The organism is Sorangium sp. So ce406 (assembly GCF_051474675.1).
GTDB classification, from domain to species: Bacteria; Myxococcota_A; Polyangia; order Polyangiales; family Polyangiaceae; genus Sorangium; species Sorangium cellulosum_G.
On record NZ_CP150340.1, the window covers coordinates 7565655 to 7581309 of the forward strand.

Below are 15655 nucleotides of genomic sequence, written 5' to 3' on the forward strand. Positions count from 1 at the left end.
ACCCCGCCGTGTCAAGGAGACGAGAGGCTTGACTTTCCGGCAGCGCTTGGGCTTCGTAACCTCACGCCATGCCGACGGACGGACCCTCGTGGGACGACCTGCGCGTTCTTCTCACCGTTCACCGCGAGAAGAGCTTTCTCGCTGCGGGCAAGGCGCTCGGGGTCGCCACGTCGACCGTCGCCCGGCGCATCGAGGCGCTCGAGCGAGCCCTGGGGCGGCCGCTCGTGCATCGCGGCAACACGGGCGTACAGGTCGACGCCGAGGCGCTCGGGCTGGTGGGGCTGGGAGAGAACCTGGAGCTGGGCCTCGAGGCGCTGCGGCGCGACGCCCGTGACGCGACGGTGGCCGGCATCGTGCGGGTGTCGGTGAGCGAGGGCTTCGTGCGGCCGACGACGCGAGTCCTGGCCCGCCTGCGCGTGAAGCACCCAGCCCTGCAGCTCGAGCTTTCGTCGGAGTCGCGCCTGGTCGACCTCGCGCGCCGGGAGGCCGACGTGGGCATTCGCGTCGCGCGCACCGGGTCGGCCACGCTGGTCGAGAGGCCGATGGGGCGCGGCCACGTCGCCCTGTTCGCCTCGCGTGGCTACGTCGAGCGGCGCCTGCCTGGGGCGCGGCTCGGCCGCGACGCGGCGAGCCGCCACGACTGGGTGGGCTTCGACCGGGGCCTGGAGCGCCTGCCGCAGGAGCAGTGGCTGCGGGCGTACGGCGCGACCCGCTTCGTCTTTCGTTCGAGCTCGATCACGGCCATCGAAGAGGCGGTGCTCGCCGGTCTTGGCATCGGGCTGCTCGGCGAGGCGCAAGCGCTGGGGCTCGACGGGCTGGTGCGCCTCGAGACCGACGAGCGGCCTCCTTCGGTCGAGGTCTATCTGGTCTTTCACCGCGACGGCAGGAAGACGCCGCGGGTGCGCGTGGTGGTGCGCGAGCTCGAGGCCGAGCTTCGCCGTCACCTCAGCTGAAGCGTCACGGCCGAACCGCCCCGAGCGGCGCGGCGCCGTGATACGATGCCGGCCGGCTCGTCGCATGGGAAACAACCTGGAATCGGCCATTGCCGTCCTCAATGGAGTCCTCGGCGACTACCTGAAGCGGACCACCAATGGCCTTGCGACCGCGATGCAGCTCGTCCGCGACGGGCGCCCCGTGCCGCTCGCCGATGCGCTCCCCGCGGACGCCGCCGCGCCGGCCACGCCGCGCGTCGTCGTGCTCGTGCACGGGTTGATGAGCACCGAGGGCGTCTGGACGATGCCGGACGGCGAGACGTACGGATCGCGGCTCGCGCGCGATCTCGGCTACACGCCCTTCTACGTGCGGTACAACAGCGGCCTCCGCGTCTCCGACAACGGGGAGGCCCTGGACGCGCTCCTCGAGGAGCTCGTCTGTCGCCATCCCGTTCCCGTGGAGGAGCTGGCCATCATCGGCCACAGCATGGGCGGCCTTGTCGCGCGCAGCGCCGCGCACGCGGCGAGCGGCAAGGGGCGTAGGTGGCTGCCCCTGCTGAAGCGGGCCTTCTATCTCGGCACACCGCACCTCGGCGCCCCGATGGAGCGCCTTGGCAGCGTCGTCACGTGGGCGCTCGGGCGCATCGACAACCCGTACACGAAGCTCATCGCCGACATCGCGAACCTCCGCAGCGGCGGGATCAAGGACCTGGCCTATGCCAACCTGCGTCGAGAGGACTGGGAGGGCGCCGACGCGGACGCCCTGCTCCAGAACCGGCGCCATCCCGTGCCCCTGCTCCCGCACGTCCGCCACCACCTCATCGCCGGCGCGCTCACGGCCGACCCGCGGCTCTCGCTCCTGTTCGGGGACGCGGTGGTCTCGCTGAGGAGCGCCACGGGGAGGGCGGTGGCCAGGGACCGGTGCTCGCCGTTCCCCCAGGAGCACGTGCGGATCATGCCGGCGCTCGGCCACCTGCGCCTGGCCCGCGACCCGGACGTCTACGCGCAGATCCGCGCGTGGTGCGAGGAGGAGGCGTGATGGAGCGGTGGCGCGGCCTGAAGGACCTCGTGCAGGATGCGGTCGACAACGGCTCGCGGGCCGTGGAGCGCCTGCAGAAGCACGCGGCGAAGCTGCCTTTCGACCTGCTGGAGCAGATCCCGCCGATCGCGGCGCCGGTGCGGGGGATACGGCTCGTCCACGACACGATGGTGTCCGGCGTCCACGTGGCCATCCGCCTCGTCAACCGGGTCGCGGGCCACGCCATCGATGGGGTCCTCGACGTCGTCGAGCAGCAGAAGGGGCCAGCGGGGACGCCGGGCGAGGGCGAGTCCAGCGCGCCGGGCGCGCCCGCTGGCCGTCGAGGCACAGAGCGCGTCGGCTCGTGAGCCACGGCTCTCCATCGGCTGCCCGGGACGGTGAGCCCGCGCGGATCCCTGCTTCTCCTCGCCGGCGCGCGCCCCCATGATGGCGCCATGCTCCGCTTCCCGCGCGCGCTCTGGATCGCGTTGGCGCTCGCGATCCTCCTCCCGCTCCCGTCCCTCTTCGCCGAGCTCTACACGGACGACCAGATGATGGTCCTCCGCCTCGAGGGCACGGTCCCCTCCCCGGTGCCGGGCCCCTTTCATCTCTACACCTTCGCGGACGGCTCGGCGGAGCAGCGCGCCCAGCTCCACGGCGGCGGCACCTTCCCCTGGTGGACCCTGCCCGAGCTCCGCCTCTCGTTCTTCCGCCCGCTCTCGAGCGGCCTGCTCGCGCTCGACCACGCGCTCGCCGGCCGCGACCCGCTGCTCTACCACGTGCACTCGATGGCCTGGTACGCGGCCGCCGTGCTCGCGGCGGCGCTCCTCTTCCGGCGCCTCCTCCCCGAGCGGACGGCCGCCGCCGCGGCCCTGATGTTCACGATCGCCCCCGCCCACTGGATGGCCGCCGGATGGCCCTCGTCGCGCCACGTCGCGATCGTCGGCGCGCTCGGCTTCGGCGCGCTCGCCCTCCACCTCCGCGCCCGCGAGCGCGGCGACCGCCGCGCCGCGGCCGGCGCCCTCGCCTGCGCCGCGATCGCGCTCCTCGCCGGCGAGGCCGCGCTCGGCGTCTTCGCCTACGTCTTCGCCTACGAGCTCCTCGGCCGCGACGAGCCGCTCGCCCGCCGCGCCCGCGCCTTCGCCCCCTGGGTCGCGCTCGCGCTCGTCTACGCGATCGCCTACAAGGCGCTCCACTTCGGCGCCTACGGCTCCGGCGGCTACCTCGACCCCATCGCCGAGGCGTCGACCTTCCTGCCCGCGCTCCCCGTGCGCCTCGCCGTCTTCGCCGAGGCCGCGCTGATCGGCGTCCCCGCGGAGGTCTCGGCCCTCGACCCCCGCGCCGCGCGCGTCCTCGCGGCCCTCGGCGTGCTCGCGCTCCTCGCCTTCTCCTTGCTCCTCCGCCGCGCGCTGCGGCGCATCGCGCCCGAGCACGCGCGCACCCTCCGCTGGCTGCTCGTGGGCGCCGCGCTCGCGCTGCTCCCCGGCGCCGCGGGCATCCCCGGCGATCGCGTCCTCTTCCTCCCCAACCTCGGCATCGTGGCCGCGCTCGCCACGGTCCTCCTCCACGCCGGCCGCGCTCCGGAAGAGCGCGCCCTCGCCGCGGCCCCCGCGCGCGCCGGCGTCGCCCTCTTCGGCCTCCTCCACGTCGTGCTCGCCGCGCCGGTCTTCCTCTTCGGCGTCCTTCACCTCACGATCACCTCGAGGACCGCGATGGACGTCCTCGCCCGCGCCGACCTTCCTCGGCGCGAGGGCACGCGCGTCCTCGGCATCGGGCTCTCGGATCCGCTCGTCGGCATGTACCTCGCCTCCGGGCTCCAGCTCGCGTTCGACCCCCCGCCCGCGACGGTCGATCTCCTCAGCATGGCGGGCCACGACCACCGCGTCCGCCGCGTCGACGCCCGCACCCTCGAGATCGCGGTCGACGGCCGCCTCCTCGACGGCGCCTTCGAGAACGTCGTCCGCGCCAGGCGCCACCCCCTCCGCGCGGGCGACGTCGTCCCGCTCGGCGCCTGGTCGGTCCGCGTCCTCGCCGACGACGCGGGTCAGCCGACCCGCTTCGCCGTCACCTTCGATCGCGACCTCGACGACCCCTCGCTCGCCTTCCTGCACTGGAAGGACGGCGGCCTGCGCGCCGTCGCCCTGCCGCCGATCGGCGGCGAGGTCCTCCTCCGCCACGAGCCGGGCCCGATGGGCATGTAGGGTCTCTCGACCGCGACCACGTCGCCCGCTTGACCGCCGCCGGGCGCATGACGACCCACGAGCTGCGATGCCGCTACTGCATCGCGCCGATCGTATCGAGGAAATTGTTGTAATCGTCGATCTTGTCCCACCGGACAACGTCGATGCCGGTGTTGACCGTGCTATCGCCGTCCATCAGCGGGGCGAGGATCTCCTTGGCCCCCTCGAGACCGAGGGTCTTGATGCCGTAGAGAACGTAGGGCACGAGGTACCCCTGGTAGTACTGCCGCTGTGTGTGTGTGGCCTTGATGCGCTCCTGGCGCATGTAGTCGACGGTCCTCGGATCGAAGTCGAACGTGACGATGGGGACATCCGGTACGCCCGCGGCGTCGGCGCCCATCACGCACCGGTACGAGATGTCGAACAGGCCGACGATACCGAGGGCGGGCGGGTCCGCGCTCACGATCCGGGATCTCAGCCATTCGGCGTCGAGGCCGTCGTCGAGCTCGTAGTGGGCCTCGCTCACCCTGGGCGTGTAACCGGCTTCCTCGATCGCCTTCTGGGCCCCCTGCGTTCGCTTGTACCCGTCCACCCAGGTCAAGTTCTCGGTGCCGTGGATCACCACGGTACCTGGCGGCGGGGGTAGCATCGCGAGCAAGGTCTTCGCCGCCGTGGCTCCCGCAACCTCGTTGACGGTCCCGACGTAGAGCGAGCGCTTCGAGGTCGGCACGTCGCCGTCGAGCGTCACCACGTGGACCCCCTCATCGACGGCCTCATCCATCGCGGCTCCGTTCATGTCACCGTAGGGCGAGATGCCGATCCCTTCGGCGCCGTCCACCACCGCCTGCTTGATCTGCTGATTCTGGATGTCCTGTGATGTTGTCGTGTCGGTCGACTGGTCCGTCGGCCCCAGGACGTTTCCCGTGACCTCGAGCTCGCCCATCGCCCGGTTCGCACCCGTGGCGATCGGCGCGAAGAATGAGGTGAGGTTCTTCAGCAGGACCACCATCTGCATCCCATCGACCGTGCCCTCATTGACCCTGGCAATGAGGTTATCGACCGTCGCCTCGAGCTGCTTGGGCCTGAATTCGTTCTCTGGCGTCGGCGCCCGATCGATGCGTGGGACCTTCGTGCCCGCGCCGGGGGTATCGCTCGATCCACACGCCGCCGTGGTCATGATGAGCCCGAAGACCGCCATCCAGCATCGTCCAACCGTGGTCATGAGACCTCCTCGTCGGTGGTTCGATCCATCGCGCGCGGTACTGCCGTGAGAGTCCATCCTGCAGCGAGATGCCTCCGCGAGCGCGACACCAAGCCAGGGACGCAGATCCCACGTGCAGCCCGGTTTCCATACAGCGCACGCGTCACCTGCGGCGCGCGAGCGATGTGTGGTCCTGCGGAAGCGATGCAGAAAAGGCGTCCCGGCGTCCATACCCGATCTTTCTGATTACAACGTCCGGGGTCGAACTGTCAAGTGATAGGAGAACAATCAACGAAGAGCGGAATGGAGGATCCGGGGGAAAGTAAGCTGTCGAGGTAAGCGTGCCTCGCAAAGCGCGCACGAGCGGCGCCGACCTGCCCGGCGCGTGATTGCGGTTACACGGGTCGACGTCATGGCGTCTCCCCGCCTACCCGACGCGCTCTGGCACGCGCCTCGTGGCGTGGCCCCTCATCGGGGACGCTAGCTCGCGGCAAACACGACGTGGATCCGTCCACGTCTCGACGCTGCGATGGAAGGCGAAGAGGGCGCAGAGGCACCTGTCGTCGGTGCGCTCTACGCCCTCTGCCGCGTCGTTACCTCGAGATCTCGACGCGCTGCATGGTGCAGCGGCCGCTCCGCCCGACCGTTACCGGCCGAGGAAGTTCATGAGCCAGGACATGGCCGGCCGCATGGTCCCGTTCGAGTGCTGGAGACCGGTGTTGTCCCGCCACGTGGCGCCGACGATGTAGCCCCAGAGGGTGATGCCGGGGACGGCCGGGTGGTTCCAGAACATCTGGAACTGCTCCTCCATCACCCGCTTCTGCTGGTTGTCGTCCGCGATGCCGATGTCGTACTCGGTGATGTACACGGGCTTGCCCAGCGAGGCGAGCTTGTCGATGTACCCCTTCACGGTGTTGGTGTTGATCTTGTAGGCGTCGTGGGCCTGCGCGCCGAGGGCGTCGACCGGGGCGCCCGCGTTGATGACGGCCCGCGCGATCCTCATGAAGTTCTGGTGATCGTTCTCGTACTCGATGTTGTTGTAGTCGTTGAGGATCAGGACCGCGTTCGGGCAGTACTCGCGCGCCCACTTGAAGGAGTTGACGATCCAGTCCCAGCCGCTGGCGCCGTCGCCGCCGATGCCGTTCTTGTAGGAAGGCGTGGTGTGGGGCGGCGGCTCGTTGACCACGTCGATGTACTTCGTGTCCGGGTAGCGCGCGCAGAACGACCGCATCCAGTCCTTCACGGCCGCCTGCTGCTCCGACCCGGAGAGGCCCGCGAGCCAGCTCGGCTGCTGGGCACCCCAGACGAACACGTGCTGCTTGAAGACGACGTTGTTCGCCTTCGCATAGTTGTAGATCCGGTCGAGCGCTGCCCAGTTCTTCGACCCGCGGGTCCGCTCGACGGCGTCCCACTTGCCCTCGTTCTCGGGCGTGATCTGGTTCCAGTACCTCGAGAAGCCGTCGCGCACGGCGCCGCTGGTCGTGATGTTGCCCACGAACTTCGGCCCGGCCGTGCCGCCGCCACTGCCGCCGGCGCCGCCGCCACCGCCGGCGCCGCCGCCGCCACCCGCACCGCCGGAGCCGCCCGTACCCGAGCTGCTGGAGCTGCTGGCGCTGCTCGAGCTGCTGGAGCTGCTGGTCGTTCCGCCCCCGCCGGTCCGGAACGAGAACTTCTGGTTTGCGCCGTTCGCCCAGCCCCACTGCTGGAGGCCTGCGCCGTCCCGGTTACCGGCGACGTCCAGGGACTTGCCGCTGTGGCGCGCCGTGACACGCACGCCGCCGTCGACGTCCGTGAGCGACCACTGCTGGTTCTGCCCGTTCCAGCAGGAGTATTGCTGGACGCGGGCGCCGTCGCTGGTGGAGGAGCCCGAGACGTCCAGGCACCGGTTGCTGGCCACGTTGCGGATGCGGTAGTAGCCGCCGCCAGTCGACTCCACGCGGAACTGTTGTCGCGTCGAGCCGTTGCAGCTGGCGATCTGCAAGCCCGCTCCGTCAGCGGTGCTGCCTCCAGCCACCTCGACGCACTTTCCGCTCTGCGCGCCGACGATCGTGTAGGTCGCGCTCCCATCGATCGAGATGGCGCCCTCGAGCGACCCCTCCTCCTCGGTCTCGGCGTCGTACGCCTCCTCGGGGTCGATGACGCACGACACGGCGAGGATACCCGTCGCCGCCGCAAGCAAGGCATGCTTCGTTCCAAATCTCATCGTATTCTCCTCGTGTACTAAGTAAGTGAAACGCGGATCATTCTAGTGCTCGACGCTGCCCTTGCGTGCCTCGGGGCCGCTCGCCGCGCGCTGAAGGCTCCCGAGGTGCCACCGCGCTGGCCATTGCCGCTGCGGATGAAGCTCGCTCAATTTGCACACGGAGCGGATAAGTTCGCTCTGTGCGCTCCGGGCAGCGCCGTCGCATGTGTCCGCCATGACCGAACGAACAGAGTCGGTGAAGAATTCGATCTCGATGAAGGAGATCCCGGTGCTCATGACGACTCACTCAGGGCAAAGTCGAAGAATGAGGCCAGATTGTGAACGCTCACATCGAAGATGTCAATTCTGATCTTCCGCCAGCCACGCCGAGAAGAAACATCCCTGAAGCCCTCGACCCCGGGCCGCCTCGTCGCCGGGGGAGACGGCAGCAGGTCCGCTGCGCGAATCGCACCTTGTACCCCCGTGTGGCAGCGGGCGCCGCGTAACCGGGCCAGCGGGCCGGGTGAGTCGGCGTTCGACGACCTCCGCGCTGGTGTCGCTGCTGGCTCGGCGTAGGATGGGCGCATTGCGAGGCAGACTGGATGGCGCCCATCGTTCCCGACAAGAAGAAGATCAAGAGCTTCCCTGACGACGCCGCGTTCGAAGCGTGGCTGGCCGCAAACCACGCGCGGGAGACGGAGCTGTGGCTCCGGATCTACAAGAAGGACTCCGGCGTGCCGACGGTGACCTACGCGCAGGCGCTCGACGTGGCGCTTTGCTGGGGGTGGATCGACGGGATCAAAAAAGCCCTGGATGAATCCTCGTTCTTGCAGCGGTTCTCGCCGCGCAAGGCGAGGAGCGTCTGGAGCCAGATCAACCGCGGCCATATCGCCCGGTTGACGGCCGCGGGGCGCATGACGCCGCACGGGCAGCGGCACGTGGACGCGGCGAAGGCCGATGGTCGCTGGGATGCGGCGTACGCGCCGATCCGCAGCGCGACCGAGGCCACCCTCCCCGACGACCTTCGCGCAGCGATCGAGGCGAACCCACGGGCGCGTGAGACGTTCCAGTCGCTGGGGCGCCAGAACCTGTTCGCGCTGGCGTTCCGCACGAACAACATGAAGACGCCCGCGGGTCGGGCGAAGAAGATCGCCGCGCTGGTGGCGATGCTGGCGCGCGGTGAGACCATCGTGCCGGAGAGGCCGAGACAGCCGAAGGCGACCCGGCCCGCTACAAAGTGAGTCGCTGTTTCACCACCTGACTCCACCTCACGGCGCAGCAGACCGCGGCTTCGATGCGCCCGCCCGCCCGGCCGGGTTCAACATCGATCAGCCGCCCTTGCAGACGTCGGCGCAGGTGCCCGTCGCGTCGACACACGCGGAGGACGCGCAGTCCGAATCGTAGGAGCAGGGCGCGCCGGCGGCGCCGAGCGGCGCGCACGTGGCGCCATCGCACGTCGCGCCGGCCGCGCAGTCCTGGTCCGACGCGCACGGACCGCCCGCCTGCTCGCGCGCCTGGCACGTGCCGTCGTCGCCGCAGCGAAGCTCCGCCTGGCATTCGAGGGTTCCCTTGCACGACTCGCCCGCGGCGAGCCGTGGCGCGCACGTCCCCGCGTCGGGCGGCGAGGGCTGGTCGCACCGGAGCGCCTCGTCGCAGTCGAACGCCGACGAGCATGGCTCTCCGGCGAGCGCCCTCGCTTTGCACGCCGACGTCGTCTGCCCGCTCGCGTCGGTGGTGCGCACGCAGCGGTCCCGGGCGCAGTCCCAGTCCGATCCGCACGTCCCGCCCTCGGGTACGGAGCCGTCCCACACATCCAGACAGGATGGCGTGAACTCGCCGTTCACACCCAACAGCACACCGACGATCTGAAGCTCGGCGCAGGGGGCCTCATCCACCTCGGCGAGGCACGCCGCCGCCTTTTCCGGGACGAAGGTGCCCTTCACCTCGCCTCCATCGGTGACCACAACGAGGATCGCCTCGAGCTCCGAGGCGCACGCGTCGGCGGAGCTCGCGTCCAGGCCGTGCGCGGCCCGGGTCGCCGCGTCGCAGCAGGCGAACGTGCGGTCGCACAGGGCCTTCGCATACCTGGCCAGGAAATCGCTGTCTGTCGGCTCCTGGCCTCCGCTGCTCGCCGGTGGCTCGTCGTCCTTGCATCCGGGCACAGCGGACATCGCGACGGCGACGGCCGACAGGAGCGTCGCGAGCAAGACAGGTCGATGCGTGCGCATGAAGAACCTCCTCGGTCGGATCTTAGATCGATCCGGAGGGCCTCCGCGACATCCCACCCCGGCGCCATCCCGAGGTCGACGAGCGCGAGCGCAACGGGGCAGCCGGGCTCTACGGCTCGCCGCGCCAGCCCCGCAGCAGAGCGCGGCGACCAGCGTGAGCATTCCTTGTCTGTGTGCTGGAGCTCCGGAGAGAGCGCGTGAGACGCCCGGCAAGTCGGGCGTGCGTTCCCTTGGAGTTCGTGCGAGTGTCGCTCCGATGCAGATCCGCTCCTTTTCTCCTCATCCGTCTGTGAACCTACTTTGCGTCTCGATGCTCCTCGCCATCCCTCTCGCCGCCGGCTGCGGCGATGACAGCGGCGGGGGCGCGACGAGCTCGACCGGCGGCACGGGCGGGGAAGGCGGCGGCGCGACGAGCTCGAGCGCCTCGACGGCGAGCGGGAGCGCGGGCGGCGGTGGAAGCGTGGAGTGCGGCCCCGACGTGGACGCGCCCGAGGAGGTGCTCGCCGGCGATACGGATCCAGAGGCCGGGGTGTTCACGCTGGACGAGGCGCTGGCCGAGCTCCCGGAGGGCCCGGGGCCGCTGCGCGCGATCATCGAGACCGACAAGGGCGCGCTCACCTGCGAGCTCTTCCCGGACGAGGCTCCGAACGCGGTCGCCAACTTCGTCGGGCTCGCGCGCGGGCGCCGGCCCTGGCTGGACCCGGAGACCGGCACCTGGGTGAAGCGGCGGTTCTACGACGGGCTGACCTTCCACCGGGTGATTCCGGAGTTCATGGCGCAGGGGGGTGATCGGCTCGCCAACGGCGAGGGCTGGCCAGGGTACGAGTTCGACGACGAGATCTCCGCGCTGAAGCATCGAGCGGGGACGCTCGCCTATGCCAATGCCGGGGCGGACACGAACGGGAGCCAGTTCTACGTCACGGAGGTGGCGACGGACTGGCTGGACGGCGCGTACACGATCTTCGGCCAGTGCGCGCCGGTCGAGGTGGTCACCGAGATGACGCATGTCGAGACCGGTGCGGACGACAAGCCGCTCGTGGAGCTGGGCCTGAACAAGGTGACGATCACCCGCTGCGCGCCGTGAAGGGCGCTCACACGACGGCGCGCGCGAACTGTCCCGGCGTGATGCCGACGATGCGCTTGAAATGCCGGTTGAGCTGGCTCTGGTCGTAGAGGCCGACGCGCGCTGCGATCTCGGACGGCGGCACGCCTCGCGTGAGGAGCGCTCGGGCGCGACCGATGCGCAGTTGCGTCACATAGGCATACGGCGTCACGCCGAGCTGGTCGCGAAACGCGCGGATGAGCTGGAACTTGTCGAGCCCGACGTGCAGCGCGATCTCATCGAGAGAGAGCGCGGTGACGAAGCGCTCGCGGATGAGCTCGAATGCGCGGCGCAGGGGGGCGCCCCAGGCGTACGGGCGTCCGCGCTCGGCGTGACCCGGACTGGTGAGCGCGACGACGGAGCGCAGCGACTCGGCGAGCGCGGTCTGGAGCGCGAGGGGCTCGGCGTCGCCCTCGTCGACGAGCGCGTGCAGGGTGAGGAGCGGCGCGCCCTCGGGCTCTCCGCGCTCGAGAAACAGGCCTGGCCGGGGCGCGAACGGCCGGCCTCCGAGCGAGAGGCGCGCTTCGTTGACCAGCGCGTCGTTGAAGAGCACCACGTGGAAGCGCGCCGGCCCATCGCGGCTCTCCTCGCGATGCACCTCACCCGGGAGCATGAGCGCGAGCGTGCCCGGCTTCGCCGTCCAGGTGCGCCCGCGCGCCCGCCACTCGCTTTGGCCGGCCGTGAAGTAGACCGAGGCGAAGCGGTCCTTCACGGAACGGTGGCTCCGGGCGTCGCTGCGGCAGCGGGCCACGGTCACGCCGGAGAGCGCCCTCGGTCGCACGATCTCGATACGCAGCGGAGCGTCCGGATCGCAGGCTGGCAGTGCGCTCGGCATGCCCAGGATCCTAGTGGGCCAATGCGCGCTGCGCCAGGCTCGGTTCCGTGGATCGCGCGCTGCGCGGGTCCCGTCAATTTTGCCCAAGCGGCGCCGTCGGAGGGGGGACATCCTCCGTCCCGAGGTCGCGGGTCCTGTCGTCCTCGACCCACCTGCGCGCGAAGCTGACGGACGTCGCGATCGCAGGCGATCCGCTGCGTTTCGACGCGGGCGCTGCCCTTCTCGACGCGCGGCAGAGCGCCTCGGCGCCGCGCGCACGCATGACACGGCCTGTCGTTCATCAGGCCCACAGATCCGGAGCGAATCCTATGGGACGGTTGCAAGATAAAGTCGCGCTCATCACGGGTGGAAACATGGGAATCGGCAAGGCCGCAGCGCTGTTGTTCGCCCAGGAAGGCGCCAGGGTGGTCATCGCCGCGCGCCGGGTGGCCGAGGGCGAGAGGACGGCCGCGGAGATCGTCGCCCGAGGGGGAGAAGCCATCTTCGTCCCGACGGACGTGTCGCGCGCGGCCGACTGCGCCGCCATGGTCGCGGCCGCCGTGAAGAGGTACGGGCGGCTCGACGTCGCGTTCAACAATGCAGGCGTGGAGCAGGTCATCAAGAGCGTGCCCGAGCTCGAGGAGGACGAGTGGGATCGGGTGATCGACATCAACCTGAAGGGCGTCTTCCTGTCGATGAAGTTCCAGATCCCGGAGATGCTCAAGGCCGGCGGGGGCGCGATCGTCAACACGTCCTCCGTCGGAGGCCTCGTGGCGACGCCTGGTCTGTCCGCGTACGTGACGTCGAAGCACGGCGTCATCGGGCTGACCAAGGCCGCGGCCATCGACTTCGCGGCTCGCAACGTGCGGGTGAACGCGATTTGCCCTGGGGGCACGCACACGGCGATGTTCGACAGGTGGATAGAGGATCGGGCCGTGGAGCAACGCGTCCTCGCGAGCCACCCGATCGGCCGGTTCGCGGATCCGATCGAGCCGGCTCGAGTGGCCCTCTTCCTGGCGAGCGACGAAGCGTCGTTCGTGACCGGGGTCGCCGTGCCCATCGATGGCGGGCTCGTCGCGGCCTGACACGGCCGCTGGGTGGACGCGTGGCCGAGCGGCTTCGACGCAGGCGGGCTGGATCTGTCCTGCGACGGCCGCGGAAGCCCGAGTCGTCTCGGCGAGGCTGATCACGTCGGATTTTCCGTTGCCTGTCCGGTAGCTCGGCACGACGACCTTCATCGCCATCGCAACGGTTTTCTCTGCCTCGCCCGGTGCGTTGGCGTTCGAGGGAGCCCTGCGCCGGGTTCATGGACAGCAGCGGAAGGCACAACCGGATGCGCCTGGGCCCCCCGGCTCGACCCAAGCCTGGTATCTTGGACCCACGGGTCCTCTTCCGGCAGCGCGTACGGCTGGCGCGGAAGACCGGCTCGGTGACCGCGTGGATCGCGGCCGAGAACGCGAAGGGGCACGCCTGTGCGTGTGGGTGCGGCAAGCCGATCCGCATCCTCCCCTCGCACCACTCGAAGTGGTATCCCCCACTACCTGCGCGCACACCACCCCATGGCCATGACCATGGAGACCCGCCGGTCAAAGGAGGCCGGGCTTCTGACCTCGACCGCCGTGGCACGGGGCTGCGCCGGCTCTGGAGCAGGAAGCTTGCGCGCAGCAGCTCGGCGCGCTGGCTACCTTCCGCAGCCGGTGCACGCCCCGGCTCGACCAGCTCCCGGTCGATTTTCTGCGTCCATCCGCCCGAATCCCCGTCCTCCAGGCAGGAGGACCGAGATGACCGACCGAACCATCGACCAGACCCGTGAAGCTGTCCGAGATCATTACGGAAAAGTAGCCGTGGACGGGGCGGGCTGCTGCGCCCCGAGCTGCTGCGCGCCGGCGCCAGCGGCCTCGCTCAAGCTCGGCTATACGCGCGAAGACCTCGCCGCCGTCCCGGAGGGCGCGGACATGGGTCTCGGCTGCGGCAACCCCCAGGCGATCGCCGCCCTCCGGCCGGGCGAGACCGTGCTCGACCTCGGCAGCGGCGGCGGGTTCGACTGCTTCCTCGCCGCCAGCCAGGTCGGCCCGGACGGGCGGGTGATCGGCGTGGACATGACGCCGGAGATGATCGCCAAAGCGCGGGAGAACGCGCGAAAGGTCAGCGCGGCCAACGTCGAGTTCCGCCTCGGCGAGATCGAGCACCTGCCCGTCGCCGACGCGACCGCCGACGTCATCCTCTCGAACTGCGTCATCAATCTGTCCCCGGACAAGCCCGCCGTGTTCCGCGAGGCCTATCGCGTCCTCCGGCCCGGCGGCCGGCTTGCGATCTCCGACGTCATCGCGACCGCGGAGCTGCCCGCCGGGCTGCGCGAGCAGGTGGCCGCGCTCACCGGGTGCGTCGCGGGGGCGGTCAAGGCCGACGAGCTCCAGGAGCTGTTGCAGCACGCCGGATTCACAGACATACGCATCGGGGTGAAGCCCCAAAGCCGCGAGTTCATCCGTGACTGGGTGCCCGGGTCGGGCGCCGAGCAGTACGTCACCTCCGCGACGATCGAGGCGACCAAACCCGCTCGGCCGGAGGCTCGGGCATGATCGACGCGGGCGCGCGCGGCGCCTGGCATCAGCTCGAGGCGCGCCTCCGCCCCTTCGTCGTGCGCCGCGTCTCCATAGCGGCCGACGTCGATGACGTCGTGCAGGACGTGTTCCTGCGCATGCAGCGGGGCGTGGGTGGGCTGCGCGACGACGAGCGCTTCGGCCCCTGGGTCTACCAGGTCGCCCGCAGCGCCATCGCCGAGCATCACCGGGCCCGCGCGCGTCATCTCCTCGTCGAGGGCGACGTCCCCGAGATGGAGGCAGAACCCCCGAGCGGCGAGGACGGGGCCGCCGAGCTCCTCGCCCTGGCGATCGGTCCGCTCGTCGCCATGCTCCCGTCGCCCTACCGCGAGGCGCTCACCCTCACCGAGCTCGAAGGCCTCTCCCAGAAGGCAGCGGCCGACATGCTGGGCATCTCGCTCACCGCGATGAAGTCCCGCGTCCAGCGCGGGCGGGAGAAGCTACGCGCGCTCGTGGAGCAGTGCTGCGAGGTGGCCCTGGACGCGCGCGGGCACGTCATCGACTGCGTGCCGCGCGCACCGGGCAACGGGCCCCGCTGCGCCTGCGGTTGACGCGCGACCCGTCCTCCTGGCCGGCCCACCACAAGCCCCGCTCCCTGCCTGGCCAGCGGTCGCTGCTTACTCCCCTTCGCGCTCGATCCCTTCGATCCGCGTCACCTCCTCGCACGCTCTGCATCTCGTTCTATTTCCTGCGTCCTCATCGCTCGAACCCCGTCCTCCTCTGCGGAGGTCATCGCCATGAACGAGATCGCATCCATCCTGCTCGCCGTTTACGCCGCCGTCGGCGCGATCGACGGGATCTATTTCCATCTCTGGAAGTACCGCCTCTTCGCCCATGAGGCCTCGCGCCGCGAGCACCACCTTCACACGATCCACGCGGCGCTCTTCGCTGCCGTCATCGGCACGCTCTACCTCGCTCCGAGCGCCGGTCTCCTCCTCTGGGCCGGCGTGGGCGCCTTCGCTGCGTCCTTCGTCGTCGTCATTCTCGACGTGCTTGAGGAGCGGCGCTCCCGCGAGGATCTCGGTGGGCTCACGCCGCGTGAATACGCGCTCCACGCGGGTCTCATCGCGCTCTACTCCGCCTCGGTCGCGCTCGTCCTCGCCGCCCGCCCTGCCTCGGCTTGGTCGCTCGATGCGCCCGTCCTCCTCGACACCGCGCTCCCGGCGCTCACGCACACCATCGCGCTCAACCTGCTCCCGGGCGCGGCGCTCACGGCGCTCGTGCACGTCGTGCTCGGGCTGCGCCCCGTCGCGCTCCGCTTCGTTCGGCCTGGCCTCGCCTGAGGCCACCCCGCGCCGGGCTGTCCCCTCCTCGACGCGATGCCCGAGCGCCTCACGGCGACGACCAGGGGCGAGATCCGCCGTTTGACAGAGGGCGCATCATCTCCTATCGTCACCT

At 70.3% G+C, this 15655-nt stretch carries 15 protein-coding genes; 10 read left to right on the plus strand and 5 right to left on the minus strand.

What is annotated here, in order from left to right; translation table 11 throughout:
- The first annotated feature begins 68 nt into the window (after window positions 1–68).
- From WME96_RS27965 to WME96_RS27980, 4 genes are all read left to right on the plus strand, one after another.
- Complete coding sequence (locus tag WME96_RS27965) at window positions 69–953, plus strand: LysR family transcriptional regulator (protein ID WP_437284639.1); 885 nt, start codon at window positions 69–71, stop codon at window positions 951–953.
- Window positions 954–1017: 64 nt separating this feature from the next.
- Window positions 1018–1971: a lipase family alpha/beta hydrolase gene (locus tag WME96_RS27970; protein WP_437284640.1), complete on the plus strand. Its 954-nt coding sequence runs from the start codon at window positions 1018–1020 to the stop codon at window positions 1969–1971.
- A complete protein-coding gene (locus tag WME96_RS27975; protein ID WP_437284641.1) occupies window positions 1971–2318 on the plus strand; it encodes a hypothetical protein in 348 nt (115 codons plus the stop codon). The genes WME96_RS27970 and WME96_RS27975 overlap by 1 nt, the downstream gene beginning before the upstream one ends.
- Before the next feature lie 87 nt (window positions 2319–2405).
- Window positions 2406–4151 (plus strand): hypothetical protein, encoded by a 1746-nt coding sequence (locus WME96_RS27980; RefSeq protein ID WP_437284642.1) that lies wholly within the window; start codon window positions 2406–2408, stop codon window positions 4149–4151.
- Window positions 4152–4224: 73 nt separating this feature from the next.
- Here WME96_RS27980 and WME96_RS27985 read toward each other — a convergent pair whose 3' ends face one another.
- The 3 genes from WME96_RS27985 to WME96_RS27995 form a co-directional block, all read right to left on the minus strand.
- Entirely contained in the window at window positions 4225–5352 is a 1128-nt protein-coding gene (locus WME96_RS27985; protein ID WP_437284643.1) for a substrate-binding domain-containing protein, read from the minus strand.
- 625 nt (window positions 5353–5977) lie between these two features.
- Window positions 5978–7534, minus strand: coding sequence for an endo-1,4-beta-xylanase (locus WME96_RS27990; RefSeq protein ID WP_437284644.1), 1557 nt, complete (start codon window positions 7532–7534; stop codon window positions 5978–5980).
- A 42-nt stretch (window positions 7535–7576) separates the two neighbouring features.
- Entirely contained in the window at window positions 7577–7810 is a 234-nt protein-coding gene (locus WME96_RS27995; RefSeq protein ID WP_437284645.1) for a hypothetical protein, read from the minus strand.
- A gap of 305 nt (window positions 7811–8115) precedes the next feature.
- Between WME96_RS27995 and WME96_RS28000 the strand changes: the two genes are divergently transcribed.
- The gene (locus WME96_RS28000; protein ID WP_437284646.1) at window positions 8116–8754 is read left to right on the plus strand and encodes a YdeI/OmpD-associated family protein; all 639 of its coding nucleotides are present in this window, start codon (window positions 8116–8118) and stop codon (window positions 8752–8754) included.
- A gap of 87 nt (window positions 8755–8841) precedes the next feature.
- Here the strand turns inward: WME96_RS28000 and WME96_RS28005 are convergent, their stop codons facing one another.
- Window positions 8842–9741 (minus strand): hypothetical protein, encoded by a 900-nt coding sequence (locus WME96_RS28005; RefSeq protein ID WP_437284647.1) that lies wholly within the window; start codon window positions 9739–9741, stop codon window positions 8842–8844.
- A gap of 310 nt (window positions 9742–10051) precedes the next feature.
- Between WME96_RS28005 and WME96_RS28010 the strand changes: the two genes are divergently transcribed.
- Window positions 10052–10825 (plus strand): peptidylprolyl isomerase, encoded by a 774-nt coding sequence (locus tag WME96_RS28010; RefSeq protein WP_437284648.1) that lies wholly within the window; start codon window positions 10052–10054, stop codon window positions 10823–10825.
- Window positions 10826–10832: 7 nt separating this feature from the next.
- Here the strand turns inward: WME96_RS28010 and WME96_RS28015 are convergent, their stop codons facing one another.
- Complete coding sequence (locus WME96_RS28015) at window positions 10833–11765, minus strand: helix-turn-helix domain-containing protein (protein WP_437284649.1); 933 nt, start codon at window positions 11763–11765, stop codon at window positions 10833–10835.
- A 221-nt stretch (window positions 11766–11986) separates the two neighbouring features.
- Here WME96_RS28015 and WME96_RS28020 point away from each other — a divergent pair, with 221 nt between their 5' ends.
- The 4 genes from WME96_RS28020 (at window position 11987) to WME96_RS28035 (ending at window position 15540) form a co-directional block, all read left to right on the plus strand.
- Window positions 11987–12742 (plus strand): SDR family oxidoreductase, encoded by a 756-nt coding sequence (locus tag WME96_RS28020; RefSeq protein WP_437284650.1) that lies wholly within the window; start codon window positions 11987–11989, stop codon window positions 12740–12742.
- Between the two features lie 696 nt (window positions 12743–13438).
- Window positions 13439–14236, plus strand: coding sequence for an arsenite methyltransferase (locus WME96_RS28025; RefSeq protein WP_437284651.1), 798 nt, complete (start codon window positions 13439–13441; stop codon window positions 14234–14236).
- On the plus strand, window positions 14233–14808 hold the full coding sequence (locus WME96_RS28030) for a sigma-70 family RNA polymerase sigma factor (RefSeq protein ID WP_437284652.1): 576 nt from the start codon (window positions 14233–14235) through the stop codon (window positions 14806–14808). The genes WME96_RS28025 and WME96_RS28030 overlap by 4 nt, the downstream gene beginning before the upstream one ends.
- A 186-nt stretch (window positions 14809–14994) precedes the next feature.
- Window positions 14995–15540, plus strand: coding sequence for a hypothetical protein (locus WME96_RS28035; RefSeq protein WP_437284653.1), 546 nt, complete (start codon window positions 14995–14997; stop codon window positions 15538–15540).
- The last annotated feature ends 115 nt before the right edge of the window (window positions 15541–15655 follow it).

Coding starts and splice junctions, on each gene's coding strand:
- WME96_RS28020 (WP_437284650.1), top strand. CDS start 11,987: ATGGGACGGTTGCAAGATAAAGTCGCGCTCATCACGGGTGGAAACATG.
- WME96_RS27985 (WP_437284643.1), bottom strand. CDS start 5,352: ATGACCACGGTTGGACGATGCTGGATGGCGGTCTTCGGGCTCATCATG.
- WME96_RS28030 (WP_437284652.1), top strand. CDS start 14,233: ATGATCGACGCGGGCGCGCGCGGCGCCTGGCATCAGCTCGAGGCGCGC.
- WME96_RS27980 (WP_437284642.1), top strand. CDS start 2,406: ATGCTCCGCTTCCCGCGCGCGCTCTGGATCGCGTTGGCGCTCGCGATC.
- WME96_RS27965 (WP_437284639.1), top strand. CDS start 69: ATGCCGACGGACGGACCCTCGTGGGACGACCTGCGCGTTCTTCTCACC.
- WME96_RS27970 (WP_437284640.1), top strand. CDS start 1,018: ATGGGAAACAACCTGGAATCGGCCATTGCCGTCCTCAATGGAGTCCTC.
- WME96_RS28010 (WP_437284648.1), top strand. CDS start 10,052: ATGCTCCTCGCCATCCCTCTCGCCGCCGGCTGCGGCGATGACAGCGGC.
- WME96_RS27975 (WP_437284641.1), top strand. CDS start 1,971: ATGGAGCGGTGGCGCGGCCTGAAGGACCTCGTGCAGGATGCGGTCGAC.
- WME96_RS28000 (WP_437284646.1), top strand. CDS start 8,116: ATGGCGCCCATCGTTCCCGACAAGAAGAAGATCAAGAGCTTCCCTGAC.
- WME96_RS27995 (WP_437284645.1), bottom strand. CDS start 7,810: ATGAGCACCGGGATCTCCTTCATCGAGATCGAATTCTTCACCGACTCT.
- WME96_RS28005 (WP_437284647.1), bottom strand. CDS start 9,741: ATGCGCACGCATCGACCTGTCTTGCTCGCGACGCTCCTGTCGGCCGTC.
- WME96_RS28025 (WP_437284651.1), top strand. CDS start 13,439: ATGACCGACCGAACCATCGACCAGACCCGTGAAGCTGTCCGAGATCAT.
- WME96_RS28035 (WP_437284653.1), top strand. CDS start 14,995: ATGAACGAGATCGCATCCATCCTGCTCGCCGTTTACGCCGCCGTCGGC.
- WME96_RS27990 (WP_437284644.1), bottom strand. CDS start 7,534: ATGAGATTTGGAACGAAGCATGCCTTGCTTGCGGCGGCGACGGGTATC.